This window comes from Halomonas sp. 141, assembly GCF_002810305.1.
GTDB lineage: Bacteria > Pseudomonadota > Gammaproteobacteria > Pseudomonadales > Halomonadaceae > Vreelandella > Vreelandella stevensii.
In genome coordinates this window covers 1-20,107 of record NZ_PINZ01000001.1, presented here as the reverse complement: position 1 = coordinate 20,107, position 20,107 = coordinate 1, and the positions used below count along the sequence as shown (strand labels likewise).

General features: G+C 62.0%; 18 protein-coding genes and 1 pseudogene. 7 read left to right on the top strand and 12 right to left on the bottom strand.

Features of this window, described 5'->3' with window-relative positions:
- Positions 1-5 precede the first annotated feature (5 nt).
- From glpK to CWI66_RS00070, 6 genes are all read right to left on the bottom strand, one after another.
- Positions 6-1,490 (bottom strand): glycerol kinase GlpK, encoded by a 1,485-nt coding sequence (gene glpK, locus CWI66_RS00095; protein ID WP_100730567.1) that lies wholly within the window; start codon positions 1,488-1,490, stop codon positions 6-8.
- A 134-nt stretch (positions 1,491-1,624) separates the two neighbouring features.
- The gene (locus CWI66_RS00090; protein WP_016913669.1) at positions 1,625-2,383 is read right to left on the bottom strand and encodes a DeoR/GlpR family transcriptional regulator; all 759 of its coding nucleotides are present in this window, start codon (positions 2,381-2,383) and stop codon (positions 1,625-1,627) included.
- 103 nt (positions 2,384-2,486) lie between these two features.
- A complete protein-coding gene (locus CWI66_RS00085; RefSeq protein ID WP_100730566.1) occupies positions 2,487-4,316 on the bottom strand; it encodes an SLC13 family permease in 1,830 nt (609 codons plus the stop codon).
- 182 nt (positions 4,317-4,498) lie between these two features.
- Positions 4,499-5,308 (bottom strand): enoyl-CoA hydratase-related protein, encoded by an 810-nt coding sequence (locus CWI66_RS00080; protein WP_100730565.1) that lies wholly within the window; start codon positions 5,306-5,308, stop codon positions 4,499-4,501.
- Positions 5,305-7,476 carry an acetate--CoA ligase family protein gene (locus CWI66_RS00075; RefSeq protein ID WP_100730564.1) on the bottom strand — a complete coding sequence of 724 codons (2,172 nt, stop codon included), beginning with the start codon at positions 7,474-7,476 and terminating at the stop codon, positions 5,305-5,307. The genes CWI66_RS00080 and CWI66_RS00075 overlap by 4 nt, the downstream gene beginning before the upstream one ends.
- 55 nt (positions 7,477-7,531) lie before the next feature.
- Positions 7,532-8,341 (bottom strand): enoyl-CoA hydratase/isomerase family protein, encoded by an 810-nt coding sequence (locus CWI66_RS00070; RefSeq protein ID WP_039178479.1) that lies wholly within the window; start codon positions 8,339-8,341, stop codon positions 7,532-7,534.
- Positions 8,342-8,521: 180 nt separating this feature from the next.
- Between CWI66_RS00070 and CWI66_RS00065 the strand changes: the two genes are divergently transcribed.
- On the top strand, positions 8,522-9,418 hold the full coding sequence (locus CWI66_RS00065; protein WP_100730563.1) for a MurR/RpiR family transcriptional regulator: 897 nt from the start codon (positions 8,522-8,524) through the stop codon (positions 9,416-9,418).
- Between the two features lie 21 nt (positions 9,419-9,439).
- On the opposite strand, the gene CWI66_RS00060 is transcribed toward CWI66_RS00065, so the two are convergent.
- Entirely contained in the window at positions 9,440-10,417 is a 978-nt protein-coding gene (locus CWI66_RS00060) for an NADPH:quinone reductase (protein ID WP_016913663.1), read from the bottom strand.
- Positions 10,418-10,661: 244 nt separating this feature from the next.
- Between CWI66_RS00060 and CWI66_RS00055 the strand changes: the two genes are divergently transcribed.
- Positions 10,662-11,426, top strand: coding sequence for a glycerophosphodiester phosphodiesterase family protein (locus CWI66_RS00055; protein ID WP_100730562.1), 765 nt, complete (start codon positions 10,662-10,664; stop codon positions 11,424-11,426).
- A 2-nt stretch (positions 11,427-11,428) separates the two neighbouring features.
- Positions 11,429-12,289: a deoxyribonuclease IV gene (gene nfo, locus CWI66_RS00050; RefSeq protein ID WP_100730561.1), complete on the top strand. Its 861-nt coding sequence runs from the start codon at positions 11,429-11,431 to the stop codon at positions 12,287-12,289.
- Here the strand turns inward: nfo and CWI66_RS00045 are convergent.
- Positions 12,259-12,846 (bottom strand): helix-turn-helix domain-containing protein, encoded by a 588-nt coding sequence (locus tag CWI66_RS00045; RefSeq protein ID WP_016913660.1) that lies wholly within the window; start codon positions 12,844-12,846, stop codon positions 12,259-12,261. The two genes, nfo and CWI66_RS00045, sit on opposite strands and share 31 nt — an antisense overlap.
- Before the next feature lie 147 nt (positions 12,847-12,993).
- Between CWI66_RS00045 and CWI66_RS00040 the strand changes: the two genes are divergently transcribed.
- Positions 12,994-14,220, top strand: coding sequence for a benzoate/H(+) symporter BenE family transporter (locus CWI66_RS00040; RefSeq protein WP_081194034.1), 1,227 nt, complete (start codon positions 12,994-12,996; stop codon positions 14,218-14,220).
- A 57-nt stretch (positions 14,221-14,277) separates the two neighbouring features.
- Here CWI66_RS00040 and CWI66_RS00035 read toward each other — a convergent pair whose 3' ends face one another.
- Positions 14,278-14,727, bottom strand: a complete 450-nt coding sequence (locus CWI66_RS00035; RefSeq protein ID WP_100730560.1) for a hypothetical protein — start codon at positions 14,725-14,727, stop codon at positions 14,278-14,280.
- Between the two features lie 251 nt (positions 14,728-14,978).
- Here CWI66_RS00035 and CWI66_RS00030 point away from each other — a divergent pair, with 251 nt between their 5' ends.
- Both CWI66_RS00030 and CWI66_RS00025 read left to right on the top strand, forming a co-directional pair.
- Positions 14,979-16,709 carry a proline--tRNA ligase gene (locus tag CWI66_RS00030; protein ID WP_100730559.1) on the top strand — a complete coding sequence of 577 codons (1,731 nt, stop codon included), beginning with the start codon at positions 14,979-14,981 and terminating at the stop codon, positions 16,707-16,709.
- Positions 16,710-16,760: 51 nt separating this feature from the next.
- Positions 16,761-16,985 (top strand): annotated as a pseudogene (locus CWI66_RS00025) (lytic transglycosylase domain-containing protein); the annotation flags it as partial.
- Here the strand turns inward: CWI66_RS00025 and CWI66_RS00020 are convergent.
- The 3 genes from CWI66_RS00020 to ccoM form a co-directional block, all read right to left on the bottom strand.
- Positions 16,982-18,211: a PqqD family protein gene (locus CWI66_RS00020; protein ID WP_100730558.1), complete on the bottom strand. Its 1,230-nt coding sequence runs from the start codon at positions 18,209-18,211 to the stop codon at positions 16,982-16,984. The pseudogene CWI66_RS00025 and the gene CWI66_RS00020 overlap by 4 nt on opposite strands.
- 6 nt (positions 18,212-18,217) lie before the next feature.
- Positions 18,218-18,559: a hypothetical protein gene (locus tag CWI66_RS00015; RefSeq protein WP_096923101.1), complete on the bottom strand. Its 342-nt coding sequence runs from the start codon at positions 18,557-18,559 to the stop codon at positions 18,218-18,220.
- Positions 18,560-19,556: 997 nt separating this feature from the next.
- Positions 19,557-19,682: a cytochrome c oxidase subunit CcoM gene (gene ccoM / locus CWI66_RS18515; RefSeq protein ID WP_269799656.1), complete on the bottom strand. Its 126-nt coding sequence runs from the start codon at positions 19,680-19,682 to the stop codon at positions 19,557-19,559.
- 261 nt (positions 19,683-19,943) lie between these two features.
- On the opposite strand from ccoM, the gene CWI66_RS00005 reads away from it, so the two are divergent.
- Positions 19,944-20,107: helix-turn-helix domain-containing protein (locus CWI66_RS00005; RefSeq protein WP_157808932.1), on the top strand; the 164-nt coding region annotated here is incomplete at its 3' end.

Sequence of the window (20,107 nt, the reverse complement as noted above, 5' to 3'; positions counted from 1 at the left end):
AGAGACTACGTGGAGCGCACGCGGGAAACGGCATCCAACCAGCCCTGATAAAGCTGTTCGCGAGTCGCCTCCTCCATGCTGGGCGTGAAGCTCTTCTCGCAGCGCCACAGCTGTTCGATCTCTTCCAGGGTGTCGTACCACCCCAGCCGCAGCCCAGCCAGATACGCCGCCCCCAGCGCCGTGGTTTCCAGAATCGTCGGTCGATCCACCTGCACGTTGAGCATGTCGGCCAGAAACTGCATCACCCAGCTATTTTTCACCATGCCGCCATCGACACGCAGGTTGCCTGGTGCGGCATCCATGTCATCGTTCATGCAGAGCTGAAGGTCTCGAGTCTGGTAACACACCGCCTGCAGCCCGGCCGCGACGATTTCGGCGATCCCGGTATCCCGAGTCAAGCCAAAAATGGCGCCGCGGGCCTTGGGGTCCCAATGGGGGGCACCCAACCCGGTAAAGGCAGGCACCAGGTACACGCTGTGCCCGCTGCGGGTTTTCTGGGCCAAGGCTTCGGTTTCCGAGGCGTCGGCAAACAGGTTCAGCCCGTCACGCAGCCACTGCACAGTCGCCCCGGCCACGAAGATACTGCCCTCCATGGCGTAGGTGGGCTTGCCATTGATCCGGTAACCCACGGTGGTCAGCAGGCGGTTGCGGGAAACCGACGGCGTATCGCCGGTATTCACGATCATGAAACAGCCCGTGCCGTAAGTGCTTTTGCCCATGCCGGGTTTGAAGCAGGCTTGCCCTACCAGAGCTGCCTGCTGGTCACCCGCAACCCCGGCGATGGGCAAGGCAGCCCCCAGCCAGTGGGCTGCCATCGTACCAAAGTCGTCGCTGGAGTCTTTCACGTCTGGCAGCATGTTGGCGGGCACATCGAACAGCGCCAGCAACTCATCGTCCCAACGCTGCTCATGAATGTTGAACAGCGCCGTGCGCGAGGCGTTGGTGGCATCGGTGACGTGCTGTTGGCCTTCGGTCAAGCGCCAGATCAGGAAGCTGTCGATGGTACCGAAGGCCAGTTCACCCTTGGCCGCCCGTTCGCGGGCGCCCTCGACCTGATCGAGTATCCAGGCCAGCTTGGTGGCAGAGAAGTAGGGGTCGATCAGCAGCCCGGTTTTGGCCTGTACCGCCTCGGTATGGCCCGCGTCCCGCAGCGCCTGACAGCGTTCGGAGGTGCGCCGATCCTGCCAGACAATGGCGTTATAGAGTGGCTTGCCCGTGGCGCGATCCCATACCACCGTGGTTTCTCGCTGGTTGGTGATGCCGACACCGTCTATCTGTTCGGCACTGACCTGGGCCTTGGCCAGCACCTCTCGGCAAGTCGCCACCACGGAGTCCCAGATATCCTCCGGGTCGTGCTCGATCCAACCATCCTGGGGAAAGTGCTGGGGAAACTCCTGCTGGGCAACGGCCGCTACCTGGCCCTGGCGGTCGAAGAGAATGGCACGAGAGCTGGTGGTACCTTGATCGATGGCAAGAATGAAGGAGGACATGTCGTGTTCACTTTGTTGTAGGGTTCTTTCGATTTTGTCGGTTTTGTTTCGTTTTATTATGCTCCAAGGCTACGCCAGCGGCTCGCAATGCTCAAGTATGAAACTGGCCAAGGTGGCGACGCCATTCCCTTGAATCAGGCAATGTGCAGCGCCACATCGTGCTGGGTAAGCAGACGGGTAATCGACTCCGGCGGCCGACGGTCGGTGAACAGCGCATCCAGTTGCGAAAGATTGCCCTGACGCACCACCGGGTTACGGTGAAACTTCGAGTAGTCGGCGGCAAGATACACCCGGCGAGAATTGGCGATAATGGCCTGGGCCACGCGCACTTCTTGGTAGTCGAACTCCAGCAGCGAGCCATCTTCATCGATACCACTGATACCGATGATGCCGTAATCAACCTTGAACTGATTGATGAAGTCGATGGTGGCTTCACCGATGATGCCACCATCGCGCGAACGCACCTGCCCCCCGGCGATGATCACCGTGAAGTCTTCCTTGTGCTGCAGGATGGCAGCCACGTTCAGGTTGTTGGTGATGATTTCCAACCCTTGGTGCTCCAGCAGCGCCTGGGCAATCATTTCGTTGCTGGTACCGATATTGATGAACAGGGAAGCATGGTGAGGAATATGCTGGGCCATGCAGCGGGCAATCCGCTCTTTCTCTTCCAGGTGCAGCGTCTTGCGCGTGCTGTAGGCGGTGTTCACCGTGCTCGACTCGACCCCTACACCGCCATGCACGCGCCGGACGCGCCCATCATTGGCCAGGGTATTCAGATCACGCCGGATGGTCTGGGGCGTTACCGCAAAATGTTCGGTCAGTTGCTCGATGCTCATGTAACCATGCTGGCGCACCAGCTCGACAATGGCATCCTGGCGATACTGCTGGTTCATAAGCCCGGCCTGTTCGTTATTGATTGATCCATGTGCGTAATAGATTAGCAAAATTTTCGATAATCGATCACGCGAACATGGCCAAAAGCCGATGAGGTATTGCTTATAGTGGCCAGACCCACAGAATCATCGGTATCGTCACGCACATCACCACCAGCGAGAGCGGCAACCCCAGCTTCCAGTAATCACCAAAGCGGTAGCCCCCTGGCCCCAGCACCAGGGTGTTGGACTGATGACCGATAGGCGTGAGGAAGGCACAAGAGGCGCTGACGGCCACCACCATCAGGAAGGGGTCCAGGGAAACGTCGAATCCATTGGCCAGGCTGGCGGCAATGGGCGCCATCAGCAGCGCGGCAGCGGCATTATTGACCACGTTCGACAGCAGCATGGAGAGCAGAAAGAGCCCCGCCAGGGAGACGATCACCGGCCACTCCAGGCCAAAGGTCAGCAGCGCGTTGGCAATGATCGCTGCCCCGCCGCTGGTTTCCAGCGCTTCACCCACGGGCAGCATGGCCGCCAGCAGCACGATCACCGGCCCGTCGATGGCCTGATACCCCTCTCGCAGCGGCAGCACGCCGATCAACAGCGACACCAGCGCCGCCGTGCTCATGGCCACCGCAGCGGGCAGTAGATCCAGCAGCATGGCGATAATGGCGAGCACGAAAATACCGATCGAGAGCAGCAGTTTGCGCGGCTGGCCCAGGTTCAGCTCGCGGTTGGCCAGCGGCAGGCAGCCCAGCGTGGCCAGGCTGTCGGCGATCTCGTTTTCGCTGCCCTGCAGCAGCAGGACGTCACCGGTTTGAAAGCGAATGTCGCGCAGCCGCTGCTTGAGCCGGGCGCCGTCGCGGGCCACCGCCACCAGATGCAGGCCAAACTGATGATGCAAGCGCAGTTGGCGCACGCTGCGATTGACTAACATCGAGTCATTGCGCACCACCGCTTCGATCAACTGCAGCCCTTCGGTATCGACCGGTTGGCGCTCCTTCGCCGCTTGCTCGTCGCTCTCTGCTTCTGCGTCTTCCTCGGGCTCGGCAATGACGCTCAGGCCGACCTTATCTTCCAGCAGCCTCAATTCATCGGGGCCTGCCTCCAGCAGCAGGATATCGCCTTCGCGCAGCACGCCGTGGAAACGGTAGCCTGCCCGCCGGTCATCGTCGCGCACCACCGCCAGCACGGGAATGGTCTCTTCCAGCTCGTCGCGCAGCTGTTGCAGCGTCAGTCCGTTGGCTTTCGAGGCCTCGCTGACCTTGAGTTCGACCAGGTAATTAGCGGTATCGAACATGTCATTATCGGCCGACTGCGCACGTCGCCTGGGCGTCAGGCGCCATCCCACCAGCACAATGAACACTAGCCCCACCAGCGCCACAACAGCACCCACGGGCGTAAAGCTGAACATGCCGAAGTTGTCGCCCGTGATGTTGCCCCGATACGCCGAAATGATGATGTTCGGCGGAGTACCGATCAGGGTGGTCAGGCCGCCCAGCAGCGAGCCAAACGCCAGCGGCATCAACAGCAGCGAGGGCGACGTATCGTGTTCTCGCGCCAGGCGCATGGCCACCGGCAGCAGCAGTGCCAATGCCCCGACATTGTTCATGACCCCCGACAACAGCACCACCGTGCCCACCAGCACCAGCAGCTGCAGCATCAGGCGCTCCCCGACCTTGAGCACCTGATGGGCAATGACGTCCACCACCCCCGAGCGTTCGAAACCACGGCTCAGCACCAGCACGGCGGCAACGGTGATCACCGCCGGGTGGCCAAAGCCCATGAACGCATCGTCTGCGGGTACCAGCCCCAGCATGATCGAGCCGAGCAAGGCCGCCAGGGCCACCAGATCATAGCGAAAACGCCCCCAGACAAACGCCGCCAGGGTGAGTCCAAGAACCACAAACACCAACGTGCTGGGCGCAAGCCCCAAACTTTCCATGGACATAGAGTGCCATCTCCCTGAGCGTTACAGCGGCGCGACTCCCTCCGCCATTTTCTCATTACATTAGACGATCGCAGGCATGCCGTACAGCCTCTGGATAACCGTCATTCACTGCGCAGAGAACCGCAAAACGCTCGGCAAAACCGAGCGTTAGAGGCGTATCAGGGGGAAGTGCAGGTTCAGCGTCAGGAGGAGCGATGCAGGCGCGCCAGCAGGCGTTCGACGGCCTCCAGGTGCTCGGGCTCGTTATGGCACAGCCCTTGGAACACGGCGCAAACGTCCAGAAAGGCTTTCAGCTCCATGTCCGGTGCCATTTTCATCAGCCGCTTGGTCAGGCGCGTGGCCTTGGGGGGCTGGCTGGCCAGACGCGCTGCATGGGCCATGGTAGCCTCCATGAGCTGTTCAGGCTCGACCACTTCCAGCACGACGCCGTAGGCAAGCGCCTCGTCGGCATCGATCACGCGGCCCGACAGGGTCAGTTCGAAGGCACGCTGATAGCCGATCTGGCGCTGCAGGAACCAGGCACCGCCATCGCCGGGAATGATGCCCAGATTAAGAAACGTCTCGCCGAAGCTCGCCTTGCTGGAAGCAATACGTAAATCCGCCATATTGGCCAGGTCGAACCCGGCACCGATGGCCGCACCATTCACGGCGGCAATGATCGGCACTTCCACCTGGGCTAGCGCCAGCGGCATGCGCTGAATGCCCTGACGATAACGCTCGGCGACTTCTGCCACGTTGCCAGCGAAGTCGCCGCTGCGGCTGGCCATGTCCTTGACATTGCCGCCTGCACAGAAGGCGCTGCCTGCCCCTGTGATGACCAGCACCGATACCTCTGGGCAAGCATTGACCCACCGAGCCGTGGCCACGATGTCATCCACCAGTGCCGTACCGGTCAAGGCGTTGCGCACGTCATGGCGGTTCAAGGTCAGCGTGGCGACCCGCTCGTGCAGCGTCAGGGTGGCATCGGTCAAGCTGGGCAACGTCATCGTCATTGGTCGCGCTCCACGATAATGCGGGCATCCACGATGGCATACCCGATGGGGTGCCCCTGCGGATAGGCCAGCACGGGGTTCAAGTCGAGTTCCTGAATCTCGGGGTAGGCCTCCACCAGCCGCGAGACCTGCATCAGCAGAGCCACCAGGGCCGGTTTGTCCACACCGGCAGCGCCGCGCACGCCGTCGAGGACTTTCTGCGCCTTGATCTGTTCCACCATGGCGTAGGCATCCCGCTCGCTCAGCGGCAGAGCCCGGAAGGCAACGTCTTCCAGCACCTCCACGAAAATGCCGCCCAGGCCAAACATCACCACCGGCCCGAATACCGGGTCACGGAACATGCCGATGATCACTTCGACCCCTGGCTGGGCCATGGGGCTCACCAGCACGCCTTCGAAGCGGGCCCGGGGGTCGTAGGCATGGGCATTGTGCTGGATGGCCTGGAACGCCTCGCGCAGCGCCTCTGCCCCGCTCAGGTGGAGCTTGACGCCGCCCGCATCGGATTTGTGCAGAATGTCCCGCGACACCACCTTCATGGCCAAGGGCTGCTGGCCTGCCTGTTCGATGACCGATGTCAGCTCATCGGCCTGGCTTACCCACCACTGGGGGGGCACGGCAATGCCGTGTTCGGCCAACAGTGCCTTGGCTTCGAACTCGAACAGGTCGCGCCCTTCCGCGCGGGCCCCGGCGAGCAGCGCGGCTCCCTTGGCCGTGGGCTGCCAGGCCGTCTCCAGGCGCCGAACCTGCGTCAGGTACTCGCCTCGCTCGCCCAGCGCCGCCAACACCCTGACCGCGTGTTCGATGGAGGCATACACCGGCAGCCCTGATTCATGCAGGTGGCGTAGCGCAGGCGGCTTGATGGGCGCGTACAGGCTGTACACCACCAACGGCTTTTCGCTGCCCTGGGCCAACGTCAGCAGTTGCTTTGCCCCCTGCAGCTCATCGTCGGCCAGCGACTCGGAAAACCGCAGGCTGTAGCCACCAAACATGCCCACCAGGAAGACGCTGTCGACGCCGGGGTCGGCCATCACGATCTCGACACAGCGAGCCAGCAGCGACGGGCAGGCATCCGAGGAGCCCGCCACATCCACAGGGTTGTCCAGCGCCGCCTGAGGAAGCAGCACCTCCTCCAGAGCATGACGCGTGGACGGTGCCAGCGTCGCCAGGCTCAGCCCGGCTTCGGCGAGCCGGTCGGCGGCGATGGTGGCCTGGCCGCCGCCGTCGGAAATCACCGCGATCCGCTTGCCGGGCGCCTGCTGCAATTGCCCCAGGCCTTCGGCAACCGGCAGGATCTCGTCAGAGTACTGCACCACGCTGACACCCACCTGACGCAGCAGGTCTACCGTCATCTGGTAGCTGCCTGCCAGGGCGCCGGTGTGCGAGCTGGCCGCTTTTTGCCCCTGCTCGGTGGCGCCGGATTTGTACACCACCACCGGCTTGTGCGCCGTGACCTGGCGAGCCACATCCAGAAAGCGCCGTCCATCCCGAAACCCTTCCACGTAAAGGGTCGCCACTCGGGTATGCGGGTCCTCACCGAGATAGCGCAGGTAGTCGTTGAAACCAATGTCGCTTTGGTTACCGGGGCCAATATAGCTACTGAATCCTACCTGGCCGTTATGCTGTGCTTCCAGGGCCAGCGCCAGCAGCATATTGCCCGATTGCGAGACGATACCGATATCGCCTGCCCTGACATTGGCCAGGTCCAGCAGGTTGATGCGCTGATGCAGGTTGAACAGACCGGAGGTGTTGGGGCCGATGATGCGCACCCCATGCGCCTCGGCCGCCGCCATCATCGCTTCCTCCAGGGCAGCACCCGCCGCCCCGGTTTCGCCGAACCCGCTGGCCAGCACTACCGCGCCCTTGATCCCCTGACGGCCACATTCGGCAATCAGCGCCGGTACACTGGCAGCCGGGGTACACAGCAGAGCCAGCTCCGGCGTACCCGGCATGTCCGCCAGTGAGGGCCAGGCCGGAATGTCGAGGATCTGCTCCGCCTTGGGGTTGATGGGGTAGATCGCCCCCTCATAGCCGCCCTTGATCAACCCCAGCAGGGCTTTATAGCCGCGCTTGGTCGGGTCGGCAGAGGCACCGACAATAGCGATACCCGTTGGGGAAAGCAGTGTGTGCAGCGGGCTGCGGGAGCCGTGTGATTCGTTGAAGCGGTTCATGACGTGACCTGTAGGGCGAAACGGACGATAAAAGGATTGCAGGGTGGCAGCCGGCTCATTTGCCCTGAAAACGCGGGGCACGTCGTGCGGCAAAGGCATCGACCCCTTCTTGCCAATCGTCGGTGATCGAGCAGGTAAACACGGCGTCCAGCTCCTGCTGAAGCTGGCTTTCCATGCTGGTTTCGCTGGCGCGATTGAGCAGCGGCTTGAGCATCGCCATGGAGACCGGCGCCTGCCCAGCCAGCCGAGTAGCCAGCGCCTGGGCCTGGGCCATCAGCTCGGCTCCCGGATGGTTGGCCAGTGCCAAACCGATCCGAGTGGCCTCCACGCCATCGATGCGGTCGCCCAGATACAGCAGGCGGCGCGCCTGGCCCAGGCCCACCCACTGCGGCAGACGCTTCGAAACACCGCCCCCGACACAGGTGCCAATACTGGTTTCGGGGAAGCCGATCTGGGCATCCTCGGCCATGACGATGAAATCACAGGCCACGGCCATTTCTGCCCCCGCCCCCAGGGCATAGCCATTCACGGCCGCCACCACCGGCTTGCCCAGCTGGTCGATGGCTTCACAGGCATCATTGCCCAACTGCAGATAAGCCCGCCGCTGAAACAGCGAGCGCTGTGCACTGCCATGGGCTTTCATGTCCGCGCCGACACAAAAGGCGCGCCCCTCTCCGGTCAGGATCACCGCTCTTACCTGCGCTGCGTGCTGGGCAAAGCGCAGGGCGTCGAGCAGCTCTTCATAAAGGGTTTCAATCACCGCGTTCAGCCGGTGGGGTCGGTTGAACCGCAGCGTCAGCACGTGTTCATCCAGAGAGATCAGGAGCGTTTCATAGGTGGGCAGCGCGGGCGCGTCGGCAGACATGATGCTGTTGGTAACCTCGTTCGGAAAAAACAAATAAGGAAACGATTGTTCCTTTAAATAAAAAAAGAGAAACAAACGTACTGCCGAACGATAGGACACTGCCGGGGGATAATCAACACATTCGTGACAAAAACATTTATCATTGGCACAAATGTTTTACACCTCATCAAAGAGAGCCCTATGCCTGACCACGCCACCCGCCCTGCGCCCGACCTGGAAAGCGTCCACCGGCAGCTGGCCGAGCACTACGCCACGCTCAGCCCACAGCTCAAACGGGCGGCCAGCTATGTGCTGGAACACCCGACGGAAATGGCGTTTCAGTCAGTGCGTAAAACGGCCCAGGCCGCGTCGGTGACGCCTTCCACTCTGGTCCGGCTGGCCAAGCGGCTGGGCTTCGAGAGTTACGAGTCGTTTCGGGAGGTTTTTCAATCGGCGGTGCAGGCCGCACCGGTCGAGCTGAGCGGCCGTGCCAGTCGGCTCAAGCAGCAGGTTCGCAACCCGCAAGAGGCGCTGTTCGTGGAGGTGGGTGATGCCGCTTTCGACAACATTGGCAGGCTCTTCACAACGGATAATCAAGCGCGGGTACAAGACGCCGCCGAGCGCATACTGGCGGCTCGCCGGGTGGCCGTGATCGGCTTTCGCGATACCTTTGCCTGCGCTTACCACTTTGCCTACGTGGGGCGTATCGCCATGCCCGACGTGACGCTGATTCGCGGACAGGAGGGCGGGCTACTGACGGAGCTGGCGCCCTTCGACGAACAGGACGTGGTGGTGGCTTTCGGCTTCGAGCCCTACTGCGCCGAAACGGTCAAGGCGCTGGAGATTGCCCGCGCCAACGGCGTGCAGGCCATCGTGGTCACCGACACCCTGCGCTCACCGCTGGTGCCTGGCGCCAGCGTGACCTTCACCGTCGCCAACGCCACGCCTCACTTCTTTCCGTCGCTGCTCTCGGCCATTACGCTCAGCGAAGCGATTCTGGCCGAGTGCGTGGCCGTCGGCCCCGACCAGCTGGTGGATAACGTGGCCAGCTTCGAGCGGCGCATGCGCCAGCTGGGGGCCTATGTCGACGTGGACTAACCCCCGGCTCAGGCGAGCGGCTCAGGGCAGCAGAATGGTCGAGCCGGTCGTCTTGCGGCTCTGCAGCGCATCCTGGGCCTTGCCTGCTTCCTGCAAGGGGTAGCGGTTGGCGACATCGATGCGAATCTTGCCGCTTTCGATCATGGCGAAGAACTCTTCGCACATCATTTCCAGCCGCTCGCGGGTATCCGCATAGCCGTTCAGGCTGGGCCGCGTGACGAACAGCGATCCCTTTTGATTCAGGATACCGATATTAACGCCGTCCACCGGGCCGGACGCGTTACCAAAGCTGACCATCAGCGAGCGCGGCTTGAGACAATCCAGCGACATCTCCCAGGTGTCCTTGCCCACGGAGTCGTACACCACATCACACATTTCACCGTTGGTCAGCTCGCGCACCCGCTCGACGACGTTCTCTTCGGTGTAGTTGATGGTGGCCCAGGCGCCATTGGCCATGGCCAGGTCAGCCTTCTCCTGAGAGCTGACGGTGCCGATCAGCTTCACGCCCAGCGCCTTGGCCCACTGGCAGGCAATCGAGCCCACGCCCCCGGCCGCCGCGTGGAACAGAATGGTCTCGCCGCCCTTGAGCGGCTGGGTTTGACGCAGCAGGTACTGCACCGTCAAGCCTTTCAGCATACTGGCCGCCGCCGTTTCGAAGTCGATGAAATCCGGCAGCTTGACCACCTTGGCCGCGGGCAGCGTGTGCAGCTCGGCGTAGGCGCCCAGCGGGCCCTGGGCATACGCCACGCGGTCACCTACCTTGAGATGCGTGACGCCCTCGCCCACCGCATCGACGATGCCTGCGCCCTCGGTGCCCAGGCCAGAAGGCATGCTGGGGGCCGGGTACAAGCCTGTGCGGAAATAGATATCGATGAAGTTCAGGCCAACGGCCTTGTTGGCGATACGAACTTCACCGGCAGCCGGTGCGACAGGCTCGACCTCGACCCACTCGAGTACGTCGGAGCCACCGGTAGTGGAAAACTGAATACGCTTGGACATCAAAAAACTCCTGTGATTGGCGATGGGGTATCACTTGTTATGAATTATCGTTTGCCGTGAATGATCGCGTTGAATACCGCTGACCGAAAACACATGACGGGGACGGCACGGGCCCGCTATCCAACCGCGTCGGGGCGCTGAAATCAAGTCGTCCAACCCTCTGGCCGACACACGCCTGTCACGGGTACATGCTAGACTAAGGGCCATTTTATAACACGCCTGGTCACCACAAGACGGATCGTCCATGACCCACCCTGCCATTGAAGTACCCACCCTGATTGCCCACCGCGGCTACTCTGCGGCCGCCCCCGAAAACACCCTCACCGCCGTGCGCGCCGCTCATCAGGCGGGGGCTCGCTGGGTTGAGCTGGATGTTCAACTGCTGGGGGACGGCATGCCCGTGATCTGGCACGACAGCGATGTAAGCCGCTGTTCGGACGGGCGCGGCGAGCTGGCCAGCATGACCTGGCGCCAGGCCCAGGCGCTGGATGTGGGCAGCTGGTTCGGCGACCGCTTTGCGGGGGAACGCATGGCCAACCTGGAGGCCATGCTGGCGCTGCTGAATGAGCTGGAAATGGGCGTCAATCTGGAAATCAAGGTCAACAAGGGGCGCGACCCCATTACCCTGGTCGATGCGGTGCTGCCCATGCTGCTGGCAGCGCTACCTGCCGAGCGCTGCATCGTCTCCTCTTTTGACGGGGCCGCACTGGCCCACAGCCGTCGGCATGCGCCCCGAGAAGCTCTCGCCCTGGGCGCGCTTTACGGCAGTTTACCCAAGCAGTGGCGCGCCCAATGTGCCGCCATCGAGGCGTTCAGCATTCACCCCCACTGGCCCCGGCTGAAGCGCACCCAGGCCGCTGCCATGCGCCGGGATGGCTATCAGATCCTGTGTTATACCGCCAACGATCCCAGTGCGTTTCAAAGCCGCTGGGCCTGGGGCATCAACAGTGCCATTACCGACGAACCAGCCGCTTTCCAGCGCTATCTCGACAACCGAAAAGAAGGATGACAATGAAGTATCTTGGTGCCCATGTCAGCGCGGCCGGTGGCGCTGATCAGGCCGTGCAGCGCGCGGTGGAGATCGGGGCGACGGCGTTTGCCCTGTTTACCAAAAACCAGCGTCAGTGGCAGGGCAAACCGCTCACTGACGAGGCCATCGCAGCCTTCAAGCGGGCGTGCCGCATCCATGGCTTCGCGCCAGCGCAGATCCTGCCCCACGACAGCTACCTGATCAATCTGGGGCACCCTGAGGCGGAGGGCCTCGACAAGTCGCGGGCCGCCTTCATCGATGAGATGCAGCGCTGCGAGCAGTTGGGCCTGACGCTGCTGAACTTCCACCCCGGCAGCCATTTGAACAAGATCAGCGAAGCCGACTGCCTGTCGCGCATTGCCGAATCCATCAACCTGGCTCTGGATGCCACTCAGGGCGTGACCGCGGTCATCGAAAACACCGCAGGCCAGGGCACCAACCTGGGCTGGCGCTTCGAACATCTGGCCAGCATCATCGAGCAGGTGGACGACAAGCGCCGGGTCGGCGTTTGCATCGACACCTGCCACGCCTTTGCCGCAGGCTACGACCTGCGCAGCGCCGAAGCGACCCGCGCCACGCTGGACGAACTGGGCAGCGTGGTGGGGTTCGAATATCTGCGCGGCATGCACCTCAACGATGCCAAAAGCGACTTCGCCAGCCGTGTGGATCGGCACCACAGCCTGGGGCAAGGCAACATTGGCCTGGCGGCCTTCACCACGATCATGCAGGATGCGCGCATCGATGGTATTCCCATGATTCTCGAAACCATCGAGCCCGAGATCTGGGCCGACGAGCTGAATTGGCTGCGCGCTCAGGCCCCGGAGGCCGCCCCCGGCAGGTAGTGAATCACATCGTGAAAGCGTAACCGCGACGTACCGTTGTTGCGCATGGCGTGGGGCCGGTCCGCGAAAAAGCGCAGCCCCTCGCCAACGCCCAGGGTTTGCCAGCGCTCGTCGATGCGCAGCTCCATCTCGCCTTCCACCACCACGATGTGCTCCACCACGCCGCTGGCATGGGCCGTGGATTCGCTCATGGCCCCCGGGGCCAACTCGATCAGGAACATCTCGAACCCCAGCAGGGGGTCGTAGGGGAACAGCAGGCGCGCCTGCATGCCCGCGCTGTCATCCCCCCACACCGACTCCCACCCATCCCGATGCAGCTCGCCCAGCGCGGGCTTGTCACTGTCGAACAGGGTAGAAAACGACACCCGAAACCCGCTGGCGATCTTCCACAAGGTGGCCACCGTGGGGCTCGACTCCCCACGTTCGATCTGCCCCAGCATCGCCTTGCTGACCCCGGTTTCACTGGCCGCGCGATCGAGGCTCCAGCCCCGCTCCTTGCGCAGCTGCTTCACCGTTCCTGAAATATGCTCGGCAATGGTATGCGGCGTTAAAGCCATGCGACTCTCCTGACGGTCGGATTCAGATAGCGGGGTTGGTCGGATGACTATCATGCCAGAAAAAGGTTGTGCGTCATAACGCACAATGTTAGCGTAGCCGTCCGTGCGCTATAGCGCACGCTCAACATAACCACGTGGGAGCCACCCATGGACACGCCAACGACGCTGCCCTCTTCATCATCTGCCTCGCCTCATCTATGGCGGGACATGAGCCTGTCTACGCTGATTGCCGGTTTCGTCGCCGTCATCATCGGCTATACCAGCTCCGCCGCGATCATTTTTCAGGCCGCCGCCGCTGCGGGCGCCTCCACGGCCCAGATCAGCTCCTGGCTATGGGCGCTGGGCATCGGCATGGGCATCACCTCGCTGGGGCTTTCGCTGCGTTACCGCATGCCGCTGCTGACCGCCTGGTCGACGCCGGGAGCCGCCTTTCTGGCCACCAGCCTGCCGGGAATTCCTATCGAAGAGGCCATCGGCGCATTTCTGTTTTCGGCGCTGTTGATCACGCTGTGCGGTGTCACCGGGCTGTTCGAGCGTTTGATGCGCCATATTCCTGGTGCCATCGCCTCGGCCCTGCTGGCGGGCATTCTGCTGCGTTTCGGGCTGGAGCTGTTCAACGTCATGGAAAGCCAGTGGCTGCTGCCGCTGGCCATGCTGGCTGCCTGGGTCGCGGGGCGGCGCTGCTGGCCCTCACTGGCGGTGCCGGGAGTCCTGCTGGTGGGCGTGGGGCTGGCCCTGTGGCAAGGCCAGATCTCGACCCAGCCGATCCCGCTGGCGCCTACGCTGCCGGTCTTTACCGCCCCGGTATTCAACCCGATGACACTGATCAGCATCGGCATTCCGCTGTTCGTCATCACCATGGCGACCCAGAACCTGCCCGCCGTCGCCGTCTTGCGGGCGGCAGGCTATCGCCCCAACAGCTCACCGCTGATCACCTGGACCGGTGGCGCCACCCTGCTGCTGGCGCCGTTTGGCGGCTACGCGCTCAACATGGCGGCCATCAGTGCGGCGGTATGCCTGGGCCCAGACGCCCATCCCAACCCCAGGCGGCGCTACACCGCCGGGGTGGCTGCCGGGGTCTTCTATATCGCCATGGGCATCTTCGGAGCCACCGTGACCGGGGTGTTCAGCGCCTTGCCTAGCGTTCTGGTGATGGCACTGGTGGGCATTGCCCTGCTGAGCACGCTGGGCACGGGCCTCGCGGGCGCTTTCGAGAAGAGCGAACAGCGCGATGCCGCCATCGTGACCTTCCTGCTCACCGGTTCCGGCGTGACGCTACTGGGACTGGGCGGGGCTTTCTGGGGCCTGGTGGCGGGGCTTGTGGTACTCAAGATCAGCACATTCAGCGCCCGCGCGCACCAGAAGGATCGCTAAAAAAACGCCCCGCCATCGTGAATGGCAGGGCGTCTATCGGCCAGCGGTGTACGGTGGTTACATCACCGTTGGTTCCATGTTGGCCAGGCGCTCTTCATCGAGCACGCCGGACATGCGCACCATGGCCAGCGCTTCATCCAGGCTGCTCATCTCTTCGATGACCAGCAGCTCGTTCTCCAGCGTTACCGGCTGACCGGCCTTGTCGGACAGCAACTTCTCTAGCGAGGCCACGTCCATGGCATCGTCGAGATGATGAATATCCACGGACGCACTGTTCTCGCTGGGCAGGTAGATAGTGCCGTTGGAGAAGTCCACGGCGTAGGCGATCACGCCCGGCACGATGAAGAACAGCAGGCCAACGCTATTGGCAATGGCGACCACGGGGTCGACATCACCGCTCAGCTGGCCTTTGCGTTCCGGATAGAAAAGCGTACCGCACCCACTCAATGCCACAATGGAGACACCAACGACCGCCCCCGTCAACCAACGGCGCACTGCTTGCTGCATGGAGGTTCCCTCGGAATTTTCAATGTAACGATAGCCATCATATGAAGTGACACGCTTGTTATAGGCGCAGGCTATCGCGTTACAAAACGGGTCGAGTTTAGCATATTTCGTGCTAAGCACACGCCCTGACGTCTACACAGGATTTTGCCGCCTTCCCCGCTTGGCCGTACAATGCCGCTTTCAACGCTGGATTAAGCGCAACGCGCTTCTCATACTCAGCACCATCGACAACCCAAGGAATGCTCACGCCCATGCGCGCCAGCCAACTATTGATCGCCACCTTGAAAGAAACCCCGGCCGACGCTGAAGTCATCAGCCACCAGTTAATGCTGCGCGCCGGTATGATTCGCCGTCTGACCTCGGGCCTGTATACCTGGCTGCCGCTGGGCCTGCGCACGCTGCGCAAGGTCGAAGCCATCGTGCGTGAAGAGATGAACCGCGCCGGGGCCCAGGAAGTACTGATGCCCGCCGTACAGCCCGCCGACCTGTGGCAGGAGTCGGGCCGCTGGGAGCAGTACGGCCCCGAGCTGCTGCGCCTGACGGACCGCCACGACCGCGACTACTGCGTGGGCCCCACCCATGAAGAGGTCATCACGGACCTGGTGCGCCGGGAAATTTCCAGCTACAAGCAGCTGCCGGTGAACTTCTACCAGATTCAGACCAAGTTCCGCGATGAAATTCGCCCCCGTTTCGGCGTCATGCGCTCGCGTGAGTTCATCATGAAGGATGCCTACTCTTTCCATCTCGATGAAGCGTCGATGAAAGAGACCTATCAGGCCATGTACGATGCCTACACGCGTATCTTCACGCGCCTGGGGCTCGACTTCCGCCCGGTGATTGCCGATAACGGCTCCATCGGTGGCACCGGCTCCCATGAGTTCCATGTGCTGGCCGACTCCGGCGAAGACGATATCGTCTTCTCCAACGCTTCCGACTACGCCGCCAACATCGAAAAAGCCGAAGCTTTGCCTGCCCCGTTGGGCAGCCAGGTAGAGCGCAGCGCGCCCAGCGAAGAGATGCGTCTGGTCGACACCCCCGATGCCAAGACCATTGCCGCCCTGGTCGAACAGTTCAACCTGCCTATCGAAAAGACCCTCAAGACGCTGATGGTCCACGCCGCAGAAGGTGGCCTGATTGCTCTGCTGGTGCGTGGCGATCACGCGCTGAACGAGGTCAAGGCGGAGAACCTGCCGCAGGTCAAGGCACCCCTGACCATGGCCAGCGAAGAAGAGATTCGTGCAGCAGTAGGAGCCGGCCCGGGCTCCCTGGGCCCCGTGGGCCTTGACATGCCGATCATCATCGACCGCAGCGTGGCGCTGATGAGCGACTTCGGCGCGGGCGCCAACGTCGATGGCAAGCACTACTTCGGTATCAACTGGGAGCGCGACGCCCCCCTGCCCCAGGTCGCCGACCTGCGCAGCGTGGTAGAGGGCGACCCCTCGCCGGATGGTCAAGGCACCCTGCTGATCAAACGCGGTATCGAAGTGGGTCATGTGTTCCAGCTGGGCCAGAAGTACTCCCAGGCCATGAATGCCAGCGTACTGGGCGACAGCGGCAAGACCAGCCACCCGTTCATGGGCTGCTACGGCATTGGCGTGACCCGTGTGGTCGCCGCTGCCATCGAGCAGAACCACGACGATGCAGGCATCATCTGGCCCAACGCCATCGCGCCTTTCCAGGTGGCGCTGGTGCCCATGAACGCCCACAAGTCTCAGCGGGTGCGTGAAGAGTCTGAGCGCCTCTACCAGGCACTCACGGCGGCAGGTCTGGACGTGCTGCTGGATGACCGCGACACTCGTCCCGGCGTCAAGTTCGCCGACCTGGAACTGATGGGCGTGCCGCACCGCCTGGTGATCGGCGACCGTGGTCTGGACAACGGCGAGCTGGAGTACAAGGGCCGCCGCGACAGCGACGCCACCATGGTGCCCGCCGACACGATCGTCGAGTTCCTGCGTGACAAAGCGGGCCTGGCACAGGGCTGATCGCCCCCTCATGCTGCACGGCCTGGTGCGAGCCCTGATCCTGGGGCTCGCAGTAGGGGCCAGATCATGCCCTTCTGGGTCGCCGAGCTGGGCCTGCCCATGGACGACCTGACCGAACCCAACCGAAATCTGCGCTACGGCAGCACCATTCTGGCTCACTATCTTGCCGTTGAGCGGGGTGACTTCACCCGCGCTTTGGCTCGCTACAACGGCAGCCTAGGGCAAACCTGGTACCCCGAGCGGGTATTGAAGGCCTGGCGCGACCATTGGCGTTAGCCGTTCACCCTGTCAACCTCTGCTTCAACACTGTGCAGTAAGCCCGCCTTAGCCAGATTGGCCAGCAACTGTGCCACGTCACGCGTTACCTGCAGCAGCGACGCCCCTTCGAAGAACGCCACGAGCGTCTCACTCAATTCCTGCAGGTTCATCGGCTCATGCTGCAATAGAGCCCATACTGCGCGGCTGGTCGCGTTCATCCGATGAATATCCCCCCCGTTCTGGCCGATCACAAACAGCTCATCGCCCAGCGACCACTCGAAGGCCGCCGGGCTGGTGTGCCAGCGGCGTGTGTCGTCCAACGGCAGCGCCGCCACTGCTGCCCGTTCAGCACTTGCCACCGATTCCCCCTGCTGCCGATCTGCTGTGAACGGCTGACCCTCCCAGCGCTGTGCCAACCACAGGGCTGCCTCATAAGCATCCGAGTATCGCAGCAGAAAGCACGGTAGCCGCTGCAGTAGCGGCAGGAAGCGCTCCATCAGCGCCTGATCCGACTCGTGCTCGGCAAAGTTCTGTTGCAACAACTGCCACAGGCCATCACCGGGCTTCAGGTGTGTCAGCTGGGGGGCCGCCAATGTGGGGTCTCGGTCGATCAGCAGCACGGCCCCCAGCGGGGAGCGGTCGCCATGGGCTGCCAGTTGGGAACTCGACAAGTTCAGATAACCGTAACGGTCGTCGAAAGGACCAAGATGGCAGGCCACGAAGTGCTGAAAATCTACCGACAAGGCTTCAGGGACCGGTAACCGCAAACGCGGCGCCACGCCAAGCGCGATGCCTTCACCTTCAGGATTGAGCGCCAGCACATCATCCCCGAACACTCGGCAGCCTGCAGCAGCAAATGCCGAGGTCAAGGTGCTTTTTCCAGCACGGTGGGCATCGGGAAAAATCACCAGCTGCCCGTTGAGTTCCACCGAGCCACAGTGCAAACCCACCAGCTCAGGGTGGCAATGCAGGAACGCCCCGGCCAAATCGGCGACGACGCTACAGGCAGTGCCGACATCAGTGTCCAACAAGGCACCTTGGGGCAGCGCGGGAGCTTCCTGCCAGTAGCCATCGGGGTGCTGCCAAACGCAGATTTCGGGCGCTTCAAGCAACGCCGGGCAGCGTTCGATGGGCCAGCCTGGCATCGCCTGCTGCAATATGGGCAACAGCTCCTGTGCCTCTACCAGTCGCAGACAGGGGCCAATACTGGCCAGATGGTAGTCGTGCTCATTAGGGATGGCCATGATGGGTTACCACCTGGGCAGCACGCGACTAAGGCGGATTTCGATGACGCCATCACGCTCCCAGCGGGATCGATGAGGACGAGAGTAGCCAGCCCGACGACGATCATAGGGACGGTAGTAACGCTCATCACGATGGGCATGATGCTTGTGCCGAGGGCGTGAATAGCTGGGGCGAGAATAGCTGGGCCGCGAACGGCTGTGACGTGAGCGACGGCCACGCGCCTCCGCCTGCCCCATCGACAGGAACGTAGGAGCGACATAAAGCGCTGCGGCACCCAGCCCAAGGCTGGCCAGCACCTGGCGGCGCGAGCGGCGCTTTTGCAATACCTCTTCAGTTTCATGGGGCATGGTGATCCTCCTGATCAAGGTAATTGAGCAAATTAACGAACACCGTTTCGTAAATCACTCTAGCCAAGCTCAGTGACCGACACCAGACGCCTTCAATGACTTCCCTATTGTTTACTCTTTTTTACCTCTCAGGGTTTTATCGTTAGAGCAAAAACATGACTTTTCAACTGATGAAGGACACTTTACCAGAGCATCAGGCCAAAACCCTTCAACGGCTGTCAACTGATTTACCACAGGATCGAGTAGGAGGGGGAGTCGCCTCCCCCGTCCTCTCACACCACCGGGCAAACGGATCCGTACCACGGCGGTTCCTGTCCCCCATTATCGGGCTGAGCTTCGTTCCGCTGAATTCGCTCGCCTGTGTGCTCTGAGCGCTTCGACAGTCTTTGGGCTTCCGGCCCGCCATACAGTTATCGAGAGCCCTCCGGGGAGGCTTCTGCTCGTACACATCAGAGAGTGGTCAACTATCCACTCGTGACAGGTTCAGCCCTTCAGCTCTTGGTTAGAGAGCCTAATATGGCCTCTGCTGACTCCTGTTCGCCCATCCCGACACCTCACGGTGTCGGTAGCCAGTGGCAGGCGAACAGGCCTCCCAGGGTAAGACGCGCGACCTTCCTCCCATCTACCCGCCGCATCTACTTCCACATCTTCTGGATAGCTATTGGGCTTCGAGTTTCATGGCCCTCTCGCCCAGATGTGGCTGCCTCATATGCGGTTCCTGTTCGTCGGGCCAGGAGTTTGCCTACAGCTTCCTTCAGATTCCGCCTCACGACGAACACCCTTGCTGTTCAGCTAACGGTTCCCGCTATCAGGGTCCGTAGGGGACTTTCACCCCCAAGTCATCCGGCCAACCACCACGGCGGACCGGATAGCGCCTAATTGGCGCTGCGCGCCATGCCTGGCGCACTATAAAAAAGCCGGCCCAGTGGGCCGGCAAAAGGAAGTTTACACTTACCATGTAAACCCCCTCCCCTGACGACTGCTACAGCCTGCTGGATCAAGGCTTCTTGCGTTCATCCTTGCGTAGATGATCACGCACCACGAAGCCAACCCAGCCCACCATAAACGCGATCACCAATGCGACAGTTACCAAGCCGAAAATGACTACATCGTCCCAGTACATGATGTTCCCCTCCCGCCGTGATGTATGAGGCCATCGTAGCGGTTTTGAGAAGGGGAAAACTGACCTGGGTCAACCTTTGAAAACCACCGCACTATGGGGCGTCGCGAACTTGATGTACGTCAGTTTTAGCAAAACCCCGCGTAAACCCTCGCCCAGTCGGGCGGGGATACAAGCGGGCAGCGCGCTAGCGCTGCTGGGGGTTGATTTTCGCCCCTCACCGGCTAATATGGATATATATACAGCTTGATAAGCCGCAATGCCATGCTGAAAGCCACTAAAGTCCGTATCTACCCGACCCCTGAACAGGCTGATTTCTTAAATCAGCAGTTCGGCGCGGTGCGGTTTGCATACAACAAGGCACTGCACATCATCAGTACGCAGTACAAGCGGCATGGCACCAAGCTCCGGGCTAAGAAAGACCTCAA